The 18681-nt window shown below is 45.4% G+C and carries 15 protein-coding genes, 2 tRNA genes and 1 pseudogene; 12 read left to right on the top strand and 6 right to left on the bottom strand.

Annotated elements, in window-relative coordinates:
- The first annotated feature begins 89 nt into the window (after positions 1 to 89).
- Entirely contained in the window at positions 90 to 2405 is a 2316-nt protein-coding gene (locus ACYQ0C_RS13160) for a DEAD/DEAH box helicase (protein ID WP_032941726.1), read from the top strand.
- 161 nt (positions 2406 to 2566) lie between these two features.
- On the opposite strand, the gene ACYQ0C_RS13155 is transcribed toward ACYQ0C_RS13160, so the two are convergent.
- Positions 2567 to 3082 (bottom strand): outer membrane protein, encoded by a 516-nt coding sequence (locus ACYQ0C_RS13155; protein ID WP_016276144.1) that lies wholly within the window; start codon positions 3080 to 3082, stop codon positions 2567 to 2569.
- Between the two features lie 544 nt (positions 3083 to 3626).
- Between ACYQ0C_RS13155 and ACYQ0C_RS13150 the strand changes: the two genes are divergently transcribed.
- The 4 genes from ACYQ0C_RS13150 to ACYQ0C_RS13135 all read left to right on the top strand — a co-directional run bounded on the left by ACYQ0C_RS13150 (position 3627) and on the right by ACYQ0C_RS13135 (position 5082).
- Entirely contained in the window at positions 3627 to 3884 is a 258-nt protein-coding gene (locus ACYQ0C_RS13150; protein WP_005682946.1) for a GlsB/YeaQ/YmgE family stress response membrane protein, read from the top strand.
- A 30-nt stretch (positions 3885 to 3914) separates the two neighbouring features.
- Positions 3915 to 4211, top strand: a complete 297-nt coding sequence (locus ACYQ0C_RS13145) for a YtxH domain-containing protein (protein ID WP_016276145.1) — start codon at positions 3915 to 3917, stop codon at positions 4209 to 4211.
- A 76-nt stretch (positions 4212 to 4287) separates the two neighbouring features.
- A complete protein-coding gene (locus ACYQ0C_RS13140; RefSeq protein ID WP_025077166.1) occupies positions 4288 to 4539 on the top strand; it encodes a hypothetical protein in 252 nt (83 codons plus the stop codon).
- Between the two features lie 252 nt (positions 4540 to 4791).
- On the top strand, positions 4792 to 5082 hold the full coding sequence (locus tag ACYQ0C_RS13135) for a YtxH domain-containing protein (RefSeq protein WP_016276148.1): 291 nt from the start codon (positions 4792 to 4794) through the stop codon (positions 5080 to 5082).
- Positions 5083 to 5298: 216 nt separating this feature from the next.
- Here the strand turns inward: ACYQ0C_RS13135 and ACYQ0C_RS13130 are convergent.
- From ACYQ0C_RS13130 to ACYQ0C_RS13115, 4 genes and pseudogenes are all read right to left on the bottom strand, one after another.
- Positions 5299 to 5451 (bottom strand): annotated as a pseudogene (locus ACYQ0C_RS13130) (FAD-dependent oxidoreductase); the annotation flags it as partial.
- Positions 5452 to 5585: 134 nt separating this feature from the next.
- Entirely contained in the window at positions 5586 to 6728 is a 1143-nt protein-coding gene (locus tag ACYQ0C_RS13125) for an OmpA family protein (RefSeq protein WP_016276149.1), read from the bottom strand.
- A 277-nt stretch (positions 6729 to 7005) separates the two neighbouring features.
- Complete coding sequence (yihA, locus tag ACYQ0C_RS13120) at positions 7006 to 7617, bottom strand: ribosome biogenesis GTP-binding protein YihA/YsxC (RefSeq protein WP_016276150.1); 612 nt, start codon at positions 7615 to 7617, stop codon at positions 7006 to 7008.
- Positions 7583 to 9064 (bottom strand): sodium:solute symporter, encoded by a 1482-nt coding sequence (locus ACYQ0C_RS13115; RefSeq protein WP_016276151.1) that lies wholly within the window; start codon positions 9062 to 9064, stop codon positions 7583 to 7585. The genes yihA and ACYQ0C_RS13115 overlap by 35 nt, the downstream gene beginning before the upstream one ends.
- Before the next feature lie 79 nt (positions 9065 to 9143).
- On the opposite strand from ACYQ0C_RS13115, the gene recR reads away from it, so the two are divergent.
- From recR to ACYQ0C_RS13100, 3 genes are read left to right on the top strand one after another with little or no spacing between them, the layout of a single operon-like run.
- Complete coding sequence (gene recR, locus ACYQ0C_RS13110) at positions 9144 to 9761, top strand: recombination mediator RecR (RefSeq protein WP_016276152.1); 618 nt, start codon at positions 9144 to 9146, stop codon at positions 9759 to 9761.
- Between the two features lie 20 nt (positions 9762 to 9781).
- Positions 9782 to 10252 (top strand): hypothetical protein, encoded by a 471-nt coding sequence (locus ACYQ0C_RS13105; RefSeq protein WP_016276153.1) that lies wholly within the window; start codon positions 9782 to 9784, stop codon positions 10250 to 10252.
- Positions 10249 to 10785: a GNAT family N-acetyltransferase gene (locus ACYQ0C_RS13100; RefSeq protein WP_016276154.1), complete on the top strand. Its 537-nt coding sequence runs from the start codon at positions 10249 to 10251 to the stop codon at positions 10783 to 10785. The genes ACYQ0C_RS13105 and ACYQ0C_RS13100 overlap by 4 nt, the downstream gene beginning before the upstream one ends.
- Here ACYQ0C_RS13100 and ACYQ0C_RS13095 read toward each other — a convergent pair.
- Complete coding sequence (locus ACYQ0C_RS13095) at positions 10778 to 11368, bottom strand: YqgE/AlgH family protein (protein ID WP_016276155.1); 591 nt, start codon at positions 11366 to 11368, stop codon at positions 10778 to 10780. The genes ACYQ0C_RS13100 and ACYQ0C_RS13095 overlap by 8 nt on opposite strands.
- A gap of 233 nt (positions 11369 to 11601) precedes the next feature.
- On the opposite strand from ACYQ0C_RS13095, the gene ACYQ0C_RS13090 reads away from it, so the two are divergent.
- From ACYQ0C_RS13090 to ACYQ0C_RS13075, 4 genes are all read left to right on the top strand, one after another.
- Positions 11602 to 11678: transfer RNA gene (locus ACYQ0C_RS13090), tRNA-Asp, on the top strand.
- Between the two features lie 28 nt (positions 11679 to 11706).
- Positions 11707 to 11780: transfer RNA gene (locus ACYQ0C_RS13085), tRNA-Asp, on the top strand.
- A 290-nt stretch (positions 11781 to 12070) separates the two neighbouring features.
- Entirely contained in the window at positions 12071 to 16042 is a 3972-nt protein-coding gene (locus ACYQ0C_RS13080; RefSeq protein WP_016276157.1) for a hybrid sensor histidine kinase/response regulator transcription factor, read from the top strand.
- Between the two features lie 143 nt (positions 16043 to 16185).
- Positions 16186 to 18645: a glycoside hydrolase family 95 protein gene (locus ACYQ0C_RS13075; protein WP_016276158.1), complete on the top strand. Its 2460-nt coding sequence runs from the start codon at positions 16186 to 16188 to the stop codon at positions 18643 to 18645.
- Positions 18646 to 18681 lie beyond the last annotated feature (36 nt).

The following is an 18681-nucleotide window of genomic DNA, read 5'->3' as shown; positions in this document are numbered from 1 at the left end:
GTAAAGAATAGGATATTTACTATAGGCTGCATGCAATGACGCATGCGGCCTTCCCTTTTTTGTTGCCGGTAGCGTCCGGCATCCGCATAATGTATTATACAACCGACAATCTTCGTGATTATCAGCAGGAGATGAAGCTCCGCCTCTTCAAGGAGTGGGAGTTTCATCAGAGTGTGATGGTACAGATGCCCACCGGTACGGGCAAGACGCATCTGCTGGCCGCCATCGTAAGGGAATTCCTACATGGCTCCCACGCTCCGGTATGGATTGTGGCGCACCGCCGGGAACTGGTGGATCAGATAGAGGAAACCGTATCCCGGTACGGGATGAGAAAAGAGGACGGAAGGGTGAGGGTACTGTCCATCCAGTGGCTGTCCCGTAACGGGCAGACCATGGACGAAACTCCGGCCCTGATCGTCATCGACGAGGCGCATCACGCCTTGGCGGAAACCTACCGGGCGCTTTGGAAAAGGTATCCGGAAGCAAGGAAACTGGGCATGACCGCCACACCTTGTCGGCTAAACGGCAAGGGATTCACGGACTTGTTCGAGAGCCTGATCACCTCGTGGAGTGTCGAAGCGTTCATCGGAAGAGGATATTTGTCATCCTTCGATTACGTGTCCATCCGTGCGAACAGCAGGGAACAGCATCTGATAGACTCGCTGAAGAAGCGGGGGGCGGACGGGGACTACCAGATAAAGGAGATGAACGCGGTGCTGAACCGGGAGACAAGTATCGGCCGGCTGTATGAGAGCGTGGAACGATACGCCCACGGAAAGAAAGGAATCGTGTATGCTGTCAGCATCGCCCATGCCCGCCGGATAGCGGCCTGTTATAGCGCACACGGACTGGATGCCGTGGCTATCGACAGCCGGACTCCGGCCTTGGAACGCAAGAAGTTGGTGGAGGATTTCAGACGGGGAAGGATTAAAGTGCTGGTCAATGTGGATATCTTCTCCGAGGGTTTTGACTGCCCCGATGTGGAGTTCGTGCAGCTGGCACGCCCTACGCTTTCGCTGGCAAAGTACCTGCAACAGGTGGGGCGCGGGCTGAGGAGGTCGGGGGAGAAGGAGTCCTGCATATTGATAGACAATGTGGGGCTGTACCGCATTTTCGGCCTGCCTGTCCGGAACCATGACTGGACGGCGATGTTCGAGGGGCGGATGATCGGTAACGCGCTGTCCCGGGCACGGACGGAAGGAAGGCTTTCCCTGCCCGGGATCTTGTCATTGCCGGAGGATGAAAAGCAGCGGGAGGATGAACTGGAGGTGGTGATCACGCACGACCGGCTGATGGAGTCTCTTATAGACCGGAAGGATTGCGCACCGGAGAAAGAAACACAGCCTGTCTTGAAAAGTTATTATGACAGACAAAGCGGTCTTTGGGGATTGAGGCGCGGGGAGAGGATGACGGTAAGGCCCCAGTATCCGGAAGTGTTTGATGTCTGTGGAGACCGGGCGGCAGTGAGGTTCGGAAATGGCGGGGCAGGCGTGGTGAATGAGGCCGGACAGCCCGGAATACAGCTGGACCGCTGCCGGAAAATGAAGTTCATGAGAGAGGATCTTCTTGCCGTGACAGACTGTGCGGGCAATGAATCTTACATCGACCTGAAGGTAAACAGGACCTATCGGGAGAAACCCGTGGTGCTGGCATTCGGCCGTATGGAACTGCCATACAGCGGAGTGGAGCTGCTGAAGGTGGGGGAGTTCTTTTTCAGCCGTACCGGAAAGCCGTATGTCTCCATGCGCGGGGTGAACCGGAGTGGCATCTGTTTTTATGACTTTTATCTGAAGATACCGGACTACCGTGTTCCGAAGGACTGCCAGTTGGTGGATCCTGTGTGGACTACCTTGTTTGATGTTTTCGCCTGCGTGCTGGCAGGGGATGATGAGGAGGTGTATTGGTGCTGCGGCCGTCTGGCCGACCGGAGTATTGTGGTGATGGATGGGAACGGGAATTATTATCAGGTGGAGAAAGGGAAGGGAAAGCGGTACGTGGCCTGTAACGCTCCCCGTCCGGGTGAGGCGGATTTCCATACGGTGATGGATCGCCTGAAGGAGGAAGCCGGACGGTGTGCCGGGACGGCCCGGCAGAAACAATTGCAGGAAGAGGAGCGGAAAAGATGGAAAAGACTGGAGGAGATAAGGAACGCATTGCCTTTCCGGATGGGGATGAAATGGGGATTGAAGTCGGGTGAACGCATTGTGGTGCCTCCCCGGTACAGAAAAATCCTGCCTCCTGTGGGATATTATTGTGCATACGAGGAAAATGCCTGCCAGTGGGGAGTAATGGCTCTGGACGGACGGGTGGTGGTGGAAGCCCGTTATCAGAAGGTGGAGATAGACGGAGATGGCACGGTGCGTCTGACCGTCATTCCGGGAAAGGTGAAGACGATAAAACTATGATTCATTTTGAATGATATAAATGTCTTGAACGGATGGAGTAGGGAAATTAGACAAGAGGATTATAGTGATAGAGGGGCTGTCCGATTTTTCTTCGGGCAGCCCCTTGTTGTTATTTATAGTTTAAAAATAAAAGAAGTGAAAATGGTCTGTTTCTTGTTTTTTTAGAACCTGTATCCATAGCCTAGCATGATGGATGCATTGTCGTCTTTGGCAAACATGAACTTCGCTTCAGCATTCAGATAACTGCGCTTGGAAATGGGTAATGTGATACCTCCTCCCAGGTTGAAAGCGAATTTGGTAGAGTTGCTTCGGTCTATTTCCACTTCTTTTCCGTTTGTTTCCACACTCTTTTTTCCGTAGAAATTGTTTTGCATACCGATGCCTGCAAGAGGATAGACAGAAAATCCCTGCCCGTCTTCCTTGAAATTGAATACATAATGGAAATTCACATTTACATCCAGGCCGGTAACTTTGTCTTTAGGAAAGTAGAAAGTTACATCCGGAGCAAGCCGAAGATTATTCGCTATCGCATAGCGTCCCTGTACTCCCAGACCGAATCTTTCATAATTGGTCTGATAACCGACATTTCCCATCAAGGAGCCTTCTCCTTTAACTGTTTGGGCATTCATGCCCACTGATGCTAGTACAATCATAGCCAGAAAAATTAATTTTCTCATAATTAAGGCATTTAGTTAATAAAATATTTTTTTTAAAAGAGGGGGTAAACCTCTTTTGAAGTAAACAACAAATGTTTGGTTACATTTGTTTGATATATATAGTTACATGTGCATGAGATGTTTGTACTAATATGAGCGTTCTTTTTTAATTTTTTGTAAAGTGGGAAATGATGTTAATTCCGTTTTTATGTCCTGAACTATTTTTTTTAATGCTTTGTTTTTCAGTATATGACAGGGGGTTAAATTGGTTGTATGCTGAATTTCCAGTTTATGAAAATGGGTTATATGGTGTTCGGCTTGTTGTAACTGATTGAAATCACATTGTTTTGAGATAGTAAAATATCAGAATTGTTTTATTGTTAAAATTTATAGCCATGAAAAATCTAAGTTTTGATTTGCGGGCCAGACTGATAGTCAGTTCTGTTATCAGGGCAATAGCTTGTTTATTTTCAAGTCCCCCCAGACGGATAAAGTGATGATATATCAATCTATATAATTTACATGTAAATTTAAACCAAGTGTATAACTTAAAAAAAATCAGCCTATGTATTTTCTATGGTACATTATTATTGGAATTCTTGCTGGATTCGTTGCCAGCAAATTCATGCGGGGTGGCGGCTTTGGCCTGTTTACTAATCTGCTGGTAGGTGTTGTTGGCGGTGTTTTGGGTGGATGGGTGTTCGGTCTGCTTGGAATCACAACGACAGGTTTATTGGGCAGTCTGATAACTTCGATTGTGGGAGCTGTCGTTTTGTTATGGATTGTTTCATTGTTTAATAACAAAAAGAGAATTGAACTTTAATTATTTTAACCTTTTAAAAACAACTTAATTATGGAAAATAGAAATTCTAACTTATGGATCGGTCTGGGAATAGGTTCGGTCATCGGTGCTTTAGCTTACCGCTTTTCACGTACTTCAAAAGCCAAGAAACTGAAGGAAAAAGTATGTGACACTTTTCATAAAATAACCGGCCAGGTGGAAGATGTGTTGGACGAGGCCAAAGAAAAAACGATGGATGCCGGAAAAAACGTAGCAGACAAGGTGGCTGACAAGGCATTCGGCTTTGCTGAAAAAACAGACGATTTTAAGAACAAAATGCATGCAATGGCTTCCGAAGCAAAGAAATAAATCGGAACAGATAACTTGCTGATAATTCATACGCTTATGAAATGGGAGGAACATTTGAAACATCAATTGCCGGCTAATGGCAGATGGGAAAATGATGAGCAACTGTACCGGATATGTCTGTTGGCATACGCCGAAGGATGTAACGAGGAAAGAAAGCTCTCGAGGCATACAGGCTTCGTTGTGGCAGACTGTTTGTAGAAAACCGGAAGGTACCGACCGGTCGGAAAAAGAGATTGCCAGAAAAGAAGCCCGATTGTCTAAGGAACGTAGCGGGCAAGTGCTGGCGGCTACTTCCAAGAAGGAAATGTCTTGGTGCAAGTATCAGTGATTTGAAAAAAAACACCGGTCTAAAGCCGTTGTAATTATTAACCCTAAACCATTTGAATTATGACTAAGAAAACAGAAAAGAAACAGGAAGAGGCAAAGAGCACGAAAAAGAGTGCCCAGGTCCAAGAATGTAAATCTTCTGCTTCATGCAAGAAAACGGAGAAGAAGTAAGCGGGTGAAACCTTGAAATTTGTATGGACTGTCCGGGAATCCGGTTTCCGGACAGTCTTTTAATCATTAAAATAGTATGGATATGAAAAAAATATTGTTGGCTGTTTTTGTATTGACGTTTGTAGTGTCTTTTACGTCCTGTCGGGACAAGAGAGAACAGGACCGGGCAAAGTACCAGGTGGAAAAAGTGAAAAAAGACATCAATGATGCCGCAGACAAGATTTCCGATAAAGTGGAAGACGGTGCTGATGCTGTAAAGGATGCATGGAAAGATACGAAGAAAGATGTCAAACAAGGGGCTGAGAAGGCTCAAAAGGAAATAAAAAAAGGATATAATGAAGTCAAAAAGGAAGCAAGTAAAAAACTTGACTGATTTTTGTGATTTATTATTTTGTTAGTAGTAAACCTTACATGTGAAAATGTATGACACAGTGGTTGGGAACAGGTATTGAAAGGTATTGATGGTTGTATAACTGTTTATATTGATTGTATGATGATATCCCGAGACAAAGAAATGCACCGGTCATTGACAGTGGCCGGTGTATTTCTTTTACTCATATTTTTCGATTCTTTCGTAGCCGAAAATACGGCTGCGTTTGTCAACTATGCAACATTTTATGCTGGCACGGCACAATTCATGTGCCATCAAGGCTCCCGTTATGCCGGAACTTACAATGACAACATCTGTTGACAGATCCTTTTCCAAAGGATGAAAATAGTCCCATAGGGAATTTTCGATGATTCAATAGGGTAATTCAGACTGTAAGTCCTATATTTGTTATTACCCCCTCACTTCCTGTTGAAAAACAGGAAATGAGGGGGATGAAAATAGAAAAGTTATTTTATTTGAATTTATTTCCCATTTGTGGTTGAAGGTCATTTACCTTCTTCGATGGTACAAATGCTGACGCGGTTCCAGTCCGGTTCCGAAAACATGTCACCGATTCCTTGTCCTTCGGCAGTGATGCGGGTGTCACTGATTTTGTATCTTTTTACCAGGATGGTCTTTACGGATTCGGCACGTGCCTTCGCCAGTTTTTCATTGAAGGCGAGGTTACCTTCGGGTGAGGCGTATCCTTTGATGATCACCTTGGCTTCAGGATGCTTTTTCATGTAGGTGGCCACACGTTCCACATTGGGGAGTTGGGAGGCGTCGACTACCGATTTCCCTTGTCTGAAGGTTATGACAGACTCGGGGATGCGGTTGGTTTTCACCACAGTTTCTATCTTGGCAGCCTGACTTCTGCAGTCGGCCAGTTCTTGTTGCAGATTGTCTGCCTGCTGCATGGCATTGTTCAGCTGCATGTCCTTGTCGTTCAATTGTGACCGCAGATTGTTCACCGCGTCATTCAGTTCTCCTACTTCTGCTGCATCGTAGGGTTTCACCGTTGTGAAATGGTGTGTACCGTTGCTGCACATAAAATGGTAGGTTAATCCGGCAGTCAGTTCAAAAGCGGCGTTATTGGCGTTGAAACGGCTTTTGTTCCGGTTGAAGTCTCCCTGCATGTCATATACGATGGCCGGTTTGATGCCGAATGTCCATGCTTTCTCTTCACCCAAGTTGAAATTCAGGTTCAGGCCCAGGCGTGTGGACCAGGAGTTTGTGTCGCCGGGTCCGTTCTGGTAGTAATGCAGCCATCCGATGCCTGTCAAGGCCTCGATTTCAAAGGTGCGCGGCTCTCCTGTATAGCTTCCGAAAAGGTTCATCAGGTTGACTTTGCCGAGCACGCTTACTTCGGAGGCGTCAAATGCGGTCTTGCTGGCCGAGGTATTTACATAGCCCATGCCTTGAATACCCAGACCGAAGATGGGGGTGAGTTGTTTTCCTATCCCGAATCCGAAAGCCGGACGGGCATTTTTGAAGAACGCACTGTGGGTAAGAGGGGTCACGGCACCGGTTTTCAGTTCAATAGACCAGTTGTCACCCAAACGTGTGCCTTCAAGGGCGGTACGGTCATTTTGCGCATGCATGGTAAAGACGCCCATGCTTAATGCTAAAACAAAGATAGATCTTTTCATAATTAAAAATAAATTAATGGTAATACAATAAAATGTCGCACGCGTTATATTATCTGTCGGATAGTGATGATCGTACGTAGATAATAAATCGCTTTGTCATTGTCTTTTATTAAAAAACAATTGGTGAAAAAGGATGGTTCGGAGAGTTGGAGGAATTTTAATATCTGTTTAGAAAACTCAAAAGCGTATAAACTCCCTGTTGGTTATAAAAAGAAAGGAGAGGCTGGTGATGAAAATACCACCGGCCTCTCCTTGTAAGGGAAAAAATAGACAGCCTTTATGAATCCTGTATCTTCAGTGACCGGTTGATACTGTCGATGTAGTCCAGAATTTCATTTCTTCCTGTTTTCTTTTCAGAGGAGGAGATGAAATAAGGAGGGAGCTCTTCCCACTGTTCTGCCAGTTTTCTTAGATATTTGTTTACATTATCCTTGGCCTTGCCACTTGTCAGCTTGTCGGCTTTGGTGAAGATGATGGAGAAAGGTACTCCATTTTCTCCCAGCCATTCCATAAACTCCAGATCGATCTTCTGAGGTTCCAGACGGCAGTCGATCAAGACGAACAGATTGGTCATTTGTTCGCGTTCCAGAATATAATCTTCGATAATCTGCTGGATCTTTTCCACCTGTTTCTTGCCCCGAGAGGCATATCCGTATCCCGGCAAATCCACCAGATACCATTCTTTATTGACCTGAAAATGATTGATCAGCAAGGTCTTCCCCGGAGTGGAGGAAGTCATTGCCAGCTTTGGGCGTTTGGTCAACATATTTATCAGACTCGATTTACCTACATTTGAACGGCCGATAAATGCATATTCGGGCAGGTTGTCCTGCGGGCATTTTTCTACTTTTGTGTTACTTACTACAAATTCTGCACTGAGTATTTCCATAATTCTTTGTCTTTATACTTAAACAAGTCAGCCCCATAAAAGTCAGGAAGCCGTTAAACATCAACATTTCATAGCCAAACTGATAGCCGGTGGAGGTGGACACCAGCCGGTCTGTGGCATAACATAATAGCGGCGAGGCGATGGCGATGTAAGGAACAAAACGGTCGCGCGGCCGCATTTGGGTAAATAGCCCGAATACAAACAGCCCCAGTAACGGGCCGTAAGTGTACGAGGCGATGGTATAGATGGCGTCAATGACACTCTTGTTGTTTACTGCCTTGAACAGCAGGATGATTCCGATGAAGAGGACTGATATGCAGAAGTGCACGATCTTCCTTCGTCTTTCCGCTTCTTTGCCGGACAAATGGCTTATGCCTGCTATGTCTATACAGAAGCTGGTGGTGAGGGCGGTCAATGCCGAATCGGCACTGGAAAAGGCGGCTGCAATAATGCCGATGGTAAAGAATATCAGTACGGCGAACCCCAGACGGCCTTCCGCCGCAAACAAGGGCAGTATCTCATCCCCGGCTGCCGGCAGGAGAATGTTCAGTTGCGAGGCGAACAATAACAACAGGATTCCGAGTGACAGGAACAGGAAATTGACCGGAACGAATGAGATGCCGTAGCAATACATGTTCTTTTGGGCTTCACGCAGGTTCTTGCACGACAGGTTCTTCTGCATCATATCCTGATCCAGCCCTGTCATGACAATCGTGATGAAGATGCCGCTGAAGAACTGCTTGAAGAAGTTTTGTTTGCTGTGCCAGTCGTCAAACACAAAGATGCGGCTGTGCTCATTTTCCCGGATGGTATGTACCAGTCCCGGAAAGTCCAGATCCAGCTGGCCGGAAACCTCATAAAGTATTAATCCCAGCGCCAGCAGCAGACAGAGTGTCTGCAAGCTGTCCGTCCATACGATGGTGCGTATGCCGCTACGGCGGGTGTACAGCCAGATCAGTATGACAATTCCTGCCACCGTGGCGGCGAAAGGGATATGGAAGGCGTCGAATACATAATGCTGGAGGATGAGGCATACCAGATAGAGGCGTGCTGCGGCTCCGATGAGCTTGGACAGAAGGAAGAAAGAGGCCCCTGTCTTATAGGCGTGCTTTCCGATCCGGTCTCCCAGATAAGTGTAGATGGAGGTCAGGTTCAGCTTGTAATAAAGCGGCAGCAGAACGTGGGCGATGACGAGATAGCCTATGAAGAAGCCGAAACAGGTCTGCATATAGGTCATGTCGATGCCGCGTACCATACCCGGGACAGAAACGAAGGTGACTCCCGAAAGGGAGGCTCCGATCATTCCGAAAGAAACGATATACCAGGGAGAACGGCGGTTGCCGCGGAAGAACGCGTCATTGTCGGAATGACGGCCGGTAAGGCGGGCTATGAGCAGCAGCATTCCGAAATAGAGCAGTATGGTCAGCAGAATATAAATTCCGTTCATTTCAATTTTTTGAGTGCAAATGTACTCAAAATCGTTGAAATTGCGTAAGTTTGCACTCATTATAATATAAAAATAACTGATGAACCAACAATATCCGTCCATGCTGCTGGAAAAAGCGGTTGGAGAGTTTGCCAAGTTGCCGGGGGTGGGACGCAAGACCGCCATGCGGCTGGTATTGCATCTGCTCAGACAGGATACGGCTGTGGTAGAGGCGTTTGGTAATGCGATGATTACCTTGAAACATGAAGTGAAATACTGTAAAGTGTGCCATAATATATCGGACACGGAGACTTGCCGTATCTGTTCCAATCCGGCGCGGGATGCTTCCACGATCTGTGTGGTGGAGAGTATCCGTGATGTGATGGCAGTGGAAGCCACGCAGCAGTACAGAGGGCTGTACCATGTACTGGGGGGCGTCATTTCGCCTATGGATGGCATAGGGCCTTCCGATCTGCAGATAGAAAGTCTGGTGGAACGGGTGAAAGGCAGTGGGGTGAAGGAGGTGATCCTTGCCTTGAGTTCGACGATGGAGGGGGATACGACGAATTTCTATATCTCGCGCAAGCTGGAAGGCATGGACGTGAAGCTGAGTGTGATAGCGCGTGGCATCTCTATCGGGGATGAGCTGGAATATACGGATGAAGTGACTTTGGGACGTTCCATCATAAATCGTACTTTGTTTACGGGAACGGCATAAATGGAGAAAAACAGAAAAAGATGGAAAAGAAGATAAAACAATTGTTGCGATACTTGCAGATAGAATATGTATCGGTGTGGGTATTGCCTTTGCTTCTGGCGGCTCTTTATGAAACGGGAGTGATGACCGAGGGGGCTTATGCGGGCGATGTCCGTATGGATTATGTCTTGCAGACGGTAGGGATTTTATTGACGGTGGGGCTGATTCCTTTATCGCTCCGGCTGTTCAGTCTTTCGCTGGTAAAGAATGTGAAGCAGCGTTCATTGCCGGAAGCTTTGAAAAGTTATCGCCGCTGGAGTGAGATAAGGACGGGGATGCTGCTGGTTCCTGTATTGGTGAACTTGTCATTTTATTATCTGACTCTGAACAATACGGGCGTATTGTGTGCCATGATGGCGTTGATCGCTTCCCTGTTCTGTGTCCCTACCCGCAAGCGGATGCTGGATGAGTTGGATTTGGTGAAAGAGGAGGATGAGGAGCCTGCTTTATGATGAGTGACCGGCATTTTCAAGGGAACGGGATAAGGCTCCGTGCGCTGGAGCCGGAAGACCTGGAAGTCATGTTCCGTTTTGAGAACGCTACGGATGTGTGGGAGATAAGCAATACCACAGGTCCATATTCGCGTTTTCAGTTGAAGCAATATATAGAGCAGGCCCAGAATGATTTGTTTGCCGACCGCCAGCTGCGCCTGATGATAGAAAACGGGAACCGGCAGGTGGTGGGGATTGTGGATGTATGTTCATTTGATCCTTTGCACAACCGGGCCGAGGTGGGAATTGTGGTGGACAAATCCTGTCGCAGGCAGGGGATAGGGCGTAATGCCTTGACTTTGCTGGAGGAGCATTGTTTCCGCTATCTGGGAATTCATCAGCTGTTTGCCTATATCGCCGTGGAGAATCTTCCTTGCCGCAGGCTCTTTGCGGCGTGCGGGTACAAAGAGAGTGCGGTGTTGAAAGACTGGGCGCATACGTTTGGCGGTGGCTATGCGGATGTGCTGGTGGTCCAGAAACTGAATCTCAGTTGAGGGAGGGGTATTGGGGATAGCGGGCCCAGATGGCGTATTTGCCTCCCATTTCGTTCAGACTGTTGTGCCATAAGTCGCGGAAATGCTGGTTGAGCAATGTTTCTTTTCCGGCTTTTCCAATGAGCCATGAGTTTTCTTTTATTTCCTTGTCAAGTTGTCCATGATCCCATCCTGCATAACCGGCAAAGAAACGGATCACTCCCTCAACGGGCTTCCCGTCCAGTATATATTGTTGCACGGCATTGAAGTCGCCATTTAGATAAAGTCCGTTCCCCAGAGGCAGTGCGCCTTCCAGATCTTTTAACGTGTGCAGGAAAAAGAGGGTCTCCCGGCTCACCGGCCCGCCTTTGTATACCGGGATCCGCTGTGCGAATTCCAATTCGGGGATGAGGTCGTTGAGCAGAATGTGATAACGGAAATCTTTATTCATGATGATACCCATACTTCCTTCGTCATTGTGTTCGATAAGAAGCACGACTGCTCTTGTAAAGTGGTAGTCGTTCATGAAAGGGGAGGATATAAGGATGCTTCCCTGTTGTGGAAGTACTTTATTTGATTCTACTTGAAAAACATGCATATCCATAGTTTCGTTTCCTTTTATTATACCCTACTAATATAGAGATTATATTTTAAAAAAGCATGAAGTGGTCTCTTTTTTTTGTATTTTTATTTTTCTTGTATCTTAAATGGCTTATAATCAGAGTTGATGTAAAAAAGTTCAAGAAAATATTCGCAAAAAGCTTGCGGATATCGAATTTTTGCGTACCTTTGCAACCGCAATCGAGAGAGATGCAGTATAAAGAAAAATAATATATTGGTGCGTTAGTTCAGTTGGTTAGAATACATGCCTGTCACGCATGGGGTCACGGGTTCGAGTCCCGTACGCACCGCCAAAAATTTTTTTCAGTTCGTTAATATATTGGTGCGTTAGTTCAGTTGGTTAGAATACATGCCTGTCACGCATGGGGTCACGGGTTCGAGTCCCGTACGCACCGCAAAAGGGAGTAACTTATGTTGCTCCTTTTTGTTTTGTGTCAACTAATTAAGACGTGTCTATAACTCCTCTAAGTTGTCGTATGTAAAATATAGTGTAAACTAGTGTTTTGTTCTGTTTATGGATATAAATGCGGAAAAATAGTCACTAATGTTTGATAGAAAGGCGTTTTTACCGTAGGAATATTTTTAATAAAGATGTCTCGCTTTTGTTTTAATGTAACTTATTATTAATTTTGTAGTCCATTGCATTAACGTAAATTTGTAGATAAAGACACACGCACATTTGGAGATGAAAAACATTTGTTTTATATTGATGTTTATTCCTTTACTCTCTTTTGCGCAAACATATAGATATATAGGGGTAGAGGATGGACTTAGCAACCGTAGGATCTTTGATATCCAGAAAGATTCCAAAGGATATATGTGGTTTCTGACCAATGAGGGGATGGACCGCTATGATGGTAAAGAGATAAAACATTACAAATTGCTGGGTAAGAGTAAAAATATACATCTTGGATGGTTGTATAAGGAAGATCGGGGCGACTTATGGGTGATTGGTAAGAAGGGATGTGTTTTCCACTACGATACCTTGCGCGATCAGTTCAAGATGGTCTATCAATTGTCTGATACTTCGGATGATGTGACCTGTGGATATATGGATTACAATCATACTGTCTGGTTATGTACTCAGGATTCCATAAAACTGTATGATATAAAGGATACTTGTAAACACAGTCTGCCCAATGTGATGAATGCCAACATCCAGATGGTGGAGCAGGTGGACAGTTGCCACTTTTTTATTGCTGCTGAACGGGGCATACGCTATACCGAATTGAAAAATAACAACTTAAGAGTGATTCCTATTGAGGCTTTATGCGGTATCAGCTCACAAGTAAATGAGCTCTATTTTCATCCGGGTTCTCAAAAACTGTTTGTCGGAACTTTCGAGGAGGGAGTTTTTGCCTTCGATATGCGTACTCACCGGATCATCCGTTCGTCTATGGATTTGAGTGATGTAAATATCACAAGTATTTGTCCGTTGAATGAAGCGGAACTGTTGGTTGGCACGGAAGGAATGGGATTACATAAATTGGATGTCAATACGTGTGTCATGCAACCTTATATTATTGCAGATTATGAAAGTAATAATGGCATGAATGGAAATAATATTAATGATATTTATGTTGATGAGAAAAAACGTATCTGGCTGGCCAACTATTTTGAGGGTATCACGGTAGTGGATGCCCGGTATAAGAATTATGATTGGATAAAACATTCCATTGGCAACCGTCAGTCTTTGGTGAATGATCAGGTGCATGCGGTTATTGAGGACAGCGAGGGGGACTTATGGTTTGGAACCAGCAACGGGATAAGTCTTTATAACAGGCGGACACAGAAGTGGCATTCATTCTTGAGCTCTGTTGATCATCATCTGAAAGACAAGAACCATGTCTTTGTTACCTTGTGTGAGGTGTCTCCCGGAGTGATATGGGCGGGAGGATACACTTCGGGCATATATAAGATTAATAAGCAGGCATTGTCTGTGGAATATTTTTCTCCTTTTTTGCTTACTCCTGTCAATATGCAACCGGATAAATATATTCGTGGCATGATAAAAGATTCAAAAGGATATATATGGTCTGGAGGATTTTACAACTTGAAATGTTTTAATACCCAAAACAATAGTGTCCGTTTGTATCCGGGGGTGAACTCTATAACTGCCATTGCGGAAAAAGACAGTGATTTTATGTGGATTGGTACTGCTACAGGGCTTTATCTGCTGGATCGGAATACTGGGAGTTACCAGTATGTCGGCTTGCCTGTGGAGTCTAATTATGTCAATGCATTGTATCAGTCGGCCGGTGGACTGTTGTATATAGGGACGAATGGGTCGGGAGTGCTGGTCTATGATTCGCGCAATAAGACTTTCGAACATTACTATACAGATAATTGTGCCTTGGTGTCCAATAACATATATGCCATTTTGCCCGAGGTGGACGGACGTATCATCATGAGTACGGAAAATGGGATCACCAGTTTTCATATAAAGAACAAGACGTTTCATAACCGGACCAGTGAGCAGGGGCTTTTGTCGGCTTGTTTCAATCCGTCGTCCGGAACATTGTGCCGGAATGGGGGATTTGTTCTGGGCAGTACGGACGGTGCTGTTGAATTTCCGGATAACTTGACCTTTCCTGCTTATATCTACAATAAAATGATATTAAGCGATTTCCAGATATCTTATCAGCCGGTTTATCCCGGGGACGAAGGTTCTCCATTGGAGAAAGATATAAATGAGACGGAGGTGCTGAGACTGGATTATGACCAGAATACTTTTTCGTTGGTGTTATCTTCCATTAATTATGATTATCCCTCGAATGTGTTGTTTTCATGGAAACTGGATGGATTTTACAATGAATGGAGCAGACCGGGGACTGCCAACCTCATACGTTATACTAACTTGAGTCCCGGTAAATATACACTGCATATCCGTGCTGTTTCCAAGGAAGAGCAGCAACTGGTTTTTGAAGAACGGGAACTGAGGATTGTGATAGCCCGCCCTCTGTGGCTGAGTTTTTGGGCCATATTGGGTTATGTGGTTTTCGTGCTGTCTATCTTCATCATTATTTTCCGTATCTTGAATTTAAAGAAACAGAAAAAGATATCGGACGAGAAAACTAGTTTCTTCATCAATACGGCTCATGATATCCGTACCCCGCTTACACTGATAAAAGCTCCTCTGGAGGAGTTGTTTGAAAAAGAGACTTTCACGGATCGTGGCAAGAAGAGGATGAGGGTGGCTTTGAGGAATGTGGATGTGCTTTTGCGACTCACCACCAATTTGATCAATTTTGAACGGACGGATGTCTATTCTTCCGAGTTGTTTGTCGCTCCATACGATTTGAACACCTATTTGCAGGATATCTGTGATATATTCCGTTCGTATGCAGCCTTTAAACATTTGGACTTCACGTGTGATTGTAATGTGGAGGAAGGGCTGAAAGTGTGGTTTGATAAAGAGAAAATGGATTCCATTCTGAAGAATCTGCTTTCGAACGCAATGAAATATACACCTGAATATGGGGCGGTGGGTGTTTCGGTGCAGGAAACTAAAGACACATGGAGATTGGAGGTGAAGGATACGGGCATCGGAATTGCATCAAAAGAGCATAATAAATTATTCAAGATGCACTTTAGAGGAGCGAATGCCATTAATTCGAAAATTGTGGGGAGTGGCATCGGACTTATGCTGGCACGAAAACTGATACGTCTTCATGGAGGGAAGATAGAAGTCAGAAGTGTGGAACAGCAGGGAACAACAGTAAGAATTGTTTTTCCGAAAAGTAAGGAGCATTTCCATAAATTCACAGAGGTCGCACCCAATTGGGATATAAGTGGGGACGGGCAGATAGAAGCCGCCGGTCTGGTTCAGACCGAGGGGAATCCTGAAGTCGCGTCTGACAGCGCTTTGCCACGTATTCTTGTTGTCGAGGATAATGATGAGTTACGGACTTATCTGATGGACTCTCTTTCGGATATATATCAGGTACGGGCGTGTTGCGATGGGAAAGAGGCGCAGGGTGTTGTAAAGGAATATGGGCCGGATCTTGTTGTGTCGGACATCATGATGCCCGGAATGAGAGGGGATGAATTGTGTATGATGATGAAGAGTGATATGGAAACGTCTCATATTCCGGTCTTGCTGCTCACGGCTTTAGGGGATGAACAGAATATTCTGGAAGGATTACAGGTAGGTGCGGATGATTATGTTACGAAGCCTTTTAATCTGAAGATTTTGAGGGCAAGAATTACTAATTTGCTTGCAAACAGAGCATTGTTGCGTGAGAAGTTCGCCTCTTTGAGCATGGATGCGGATCTGTCAAAAGAGTCGGTGGAGGTGAATTGTTTGAATGCTCTTGACTGGAAGTTTATATCGGGAGTGCGTAAGCATGTGGAGAATAATCTTGATAATTCGGATTTTACAGTCGATTCGCTTTGTTCGTTGCAGAATATGAGCCGCTCCAGTTTTTATAACAAACTGAAAGCATTGACCGGACAGGCGCCGGCCGATTATATCCGGCTGATACGTTTGAACCGTGCGGCCGAATTATTGAAGGAGGGTGGAAGGTCTGTATCCGAAGTGGCTGAAATGACCGGCTTTTGTGATGGTAAGTATTTCCGTGAAGTATTCAAGAAACATTTTAAGGTGAGTCCCAGTAAATATGGAAAAGAGGAACCTGCCGGGAGGGATATTGAATAATAACATGGTGATCAGACAGGGAGGAGTTGTAAAATTTGGTCTATTCTTTATCATAATTGTTTTTTAGACGATAAAATGCTTCTGTCTTTTCGTTTGTATGGTTAATAGAGCTATATTTGTACATTATACAATATCTATTAACCATGAAAACATATTCATTATTAGCAGGCATTTTATTGTCTTTTTCATTATCCATTCAGGCGGGTGACCTGAAATTGTGGTATAAGCAACCTGCCGGGACGTGGGTGGAGGCACTTCCGGTTGGCAATTCCCGGATGGGAGCGATGGTGTATGGCGGAACGGCTCGTGAAGAACTCCAACTGAATGATGAAACCATGTGGGGAGGCAGCCCTTACCGGAATGATAAGCCGGAGGCATTGGGAAGTCTGCCCCAAGTGCGTGAACTGATTTTTGCCGGGAAAAACATGGAGGCTCAGAACTTGATCCAGGAGAACTTTTATGCCGGAAAGCACGGTATGCCCTATCAGACCATCGGCAGTTTGATCATAGAAACTCCCGGACATGAAACGGTAACCGATTATTATCGTGATCTGGATTTGGAGCGTGCGGTGGCCACTACCCGTTATAAAGTGGATGGCGTGACTTTTCAACGTGAAGTTTTTGCATCATTTTCTGATAAGGTGGTAGTGGTCCGGTTGACAGCAGACCGGCCGGGAAGATTGAATTTTAAGGTTGGATATGTGTCGCCATTGGAGCATAAAGTCAGCAGGAAAGGAAAGAAATTGGTTCTGACCGGGAAAGGTAGGGATCATGAGGGAGTGAAAGGATTGATTCGTATGGAAACACAGACGCAGGCTGATGTGGATGGGGGTAAGGTGAAAATTGATGACCAAAACATTACAGTGGAAGGAGCAGACAGTGCTACTCTGTATGTTTCATCGGGTACGAATTTTATTAATTATCACGATATAGGTGGCGATGAGAGTAAAAAGGCGGCCGGATATCTGTCTTCGGCATTGAAACACCCTTATGACCAGATTTTACAGGAGCATGTAGCTCTTTATAAAGAGCAGTTTGACCGTGTAAGACTGGATTTGGGAACCAGTGAGCGGGCTAAGTTGGAAACGACTAAACGCATCGAACTGTTCAATGAGGGTAAGGATGTTTCTTTGGCGGTGTTGCTTTTTCAGTATGGACGTTATTTGCTGATTTCCTCTTCCCAGCCGGGAGGCCAGCCTGCCAATTTGCAAGGTATATGGAATAATAAACTGGCTGCTCCATGGGATGGAAAATATACCATCAATATTAATACGGAAATGAATTATTGGCCGGCTGAAGTGACCAATCTGAGTGAAACACACCAGCCTTTGTTTGAAATGGTGAAAGAATTATCAGTTACCGGCCGGGAAACGGCACGGACTATGTATGGCTGCAACGGATGGGTGGCTCATCACAATACAGATATATGGCGTGCTACCGGTCCGGTGGATAAAGCGTTTTATGGTACATGGCCCATGGGAGGGGCTTGGCTGACGACACATTTGTGGCAACATTATTTATATAGCGGGGACAAACTGTTTCTTTCCGAAGCTTATCCGGCATTGAAAGGAGCTGCTGATTTTTATCTTGATTATTTAACTGAACATCCTGAATACGGTTGGATGGTGACTGCTCCGTCCATGTCTCCGGAACATGGACCTTCGGGAGAGGATACTAAAAAAGCTTCAACGATTGTTGCAGGTTGTACGATGGATAATCAGATAATATTCGATGTGCTTAACAATGCATTGCATGCATCACGAATTCTGAAGATGTCCGTTTCTTATCAAGATTCTTTGCGGTCTATGTTAAACCGTCTGGCCCCGATGCAGATCGGGAAATACAATCAGTTGCAGGAATGGCTGGAGGATTTGGATAATCCGAATGACAAGCATCGCCATATTTCTCATGTATATGGATTGTTCCCTAGTAATCAGATATCTCCTTACACTCATCCTTTGCTTTTCCAGGCTGCTAAAAATACGTTGTTGCAGCGTGGCGACGAAGCTACCGGTTGGTCCATTGGCTGGAAAGTTAATCTGTGGGCCCGTTTGCTGGACGGTAATCATGCGTTCCAGATTATTAATAATATGTTGAAGCTGTTGCCTGGAGATGAAGTGAAAGAGGCTTATCCGCAAGGACGGACTTATCCTAATCTGTTTGATGCCCATCCGCCTTTTCAGATTGATGGTAACTTTGGTTACACTGCCGGTGTGGCTGAAATGTTGTTGCAGAGTCATGACGGAGCTGTACATTTGCTTCCGGCTCTTCCGGATGCCTGGGCCGCAGGAAGTGTGCAAGGATTGGTTGCCCGTGGAGGGTTTGTGGTGGATATGAGCTGGAATGGCGTACAGTTGAATAAAGCGAAGATTCATTCCCGTTTGGGAGGTAACTTGCGTTTACGTTCGTATGTTCCTTTGCGTGGGGCTGGATTAAAAGAGGCGAAAGGTGAGAACCCGAATGAATATTATATGCAGGCAGAGATCAAAGAGCCTTTGGTTTCCAAGGAGATAAATCCGCAATACCCTGCTTTGTATAAGGTATATGAGTATGACTTGATGACGGAACAAGGACAAGACTATATAGTGGAGCGTGGATTATAGTATATGAAGATGCCCAAAGTGATTTTTGTCTTATTT

The organism is Phocaeicola sartorii JCM 17136 = DSM 21941 (assembly GCF_054653615.1).
The sequence above is the reverse complement of the archived record's forward strand: the minus strand, read 5'-3'. Positions and strand labels throughout refer to the sequence as shown.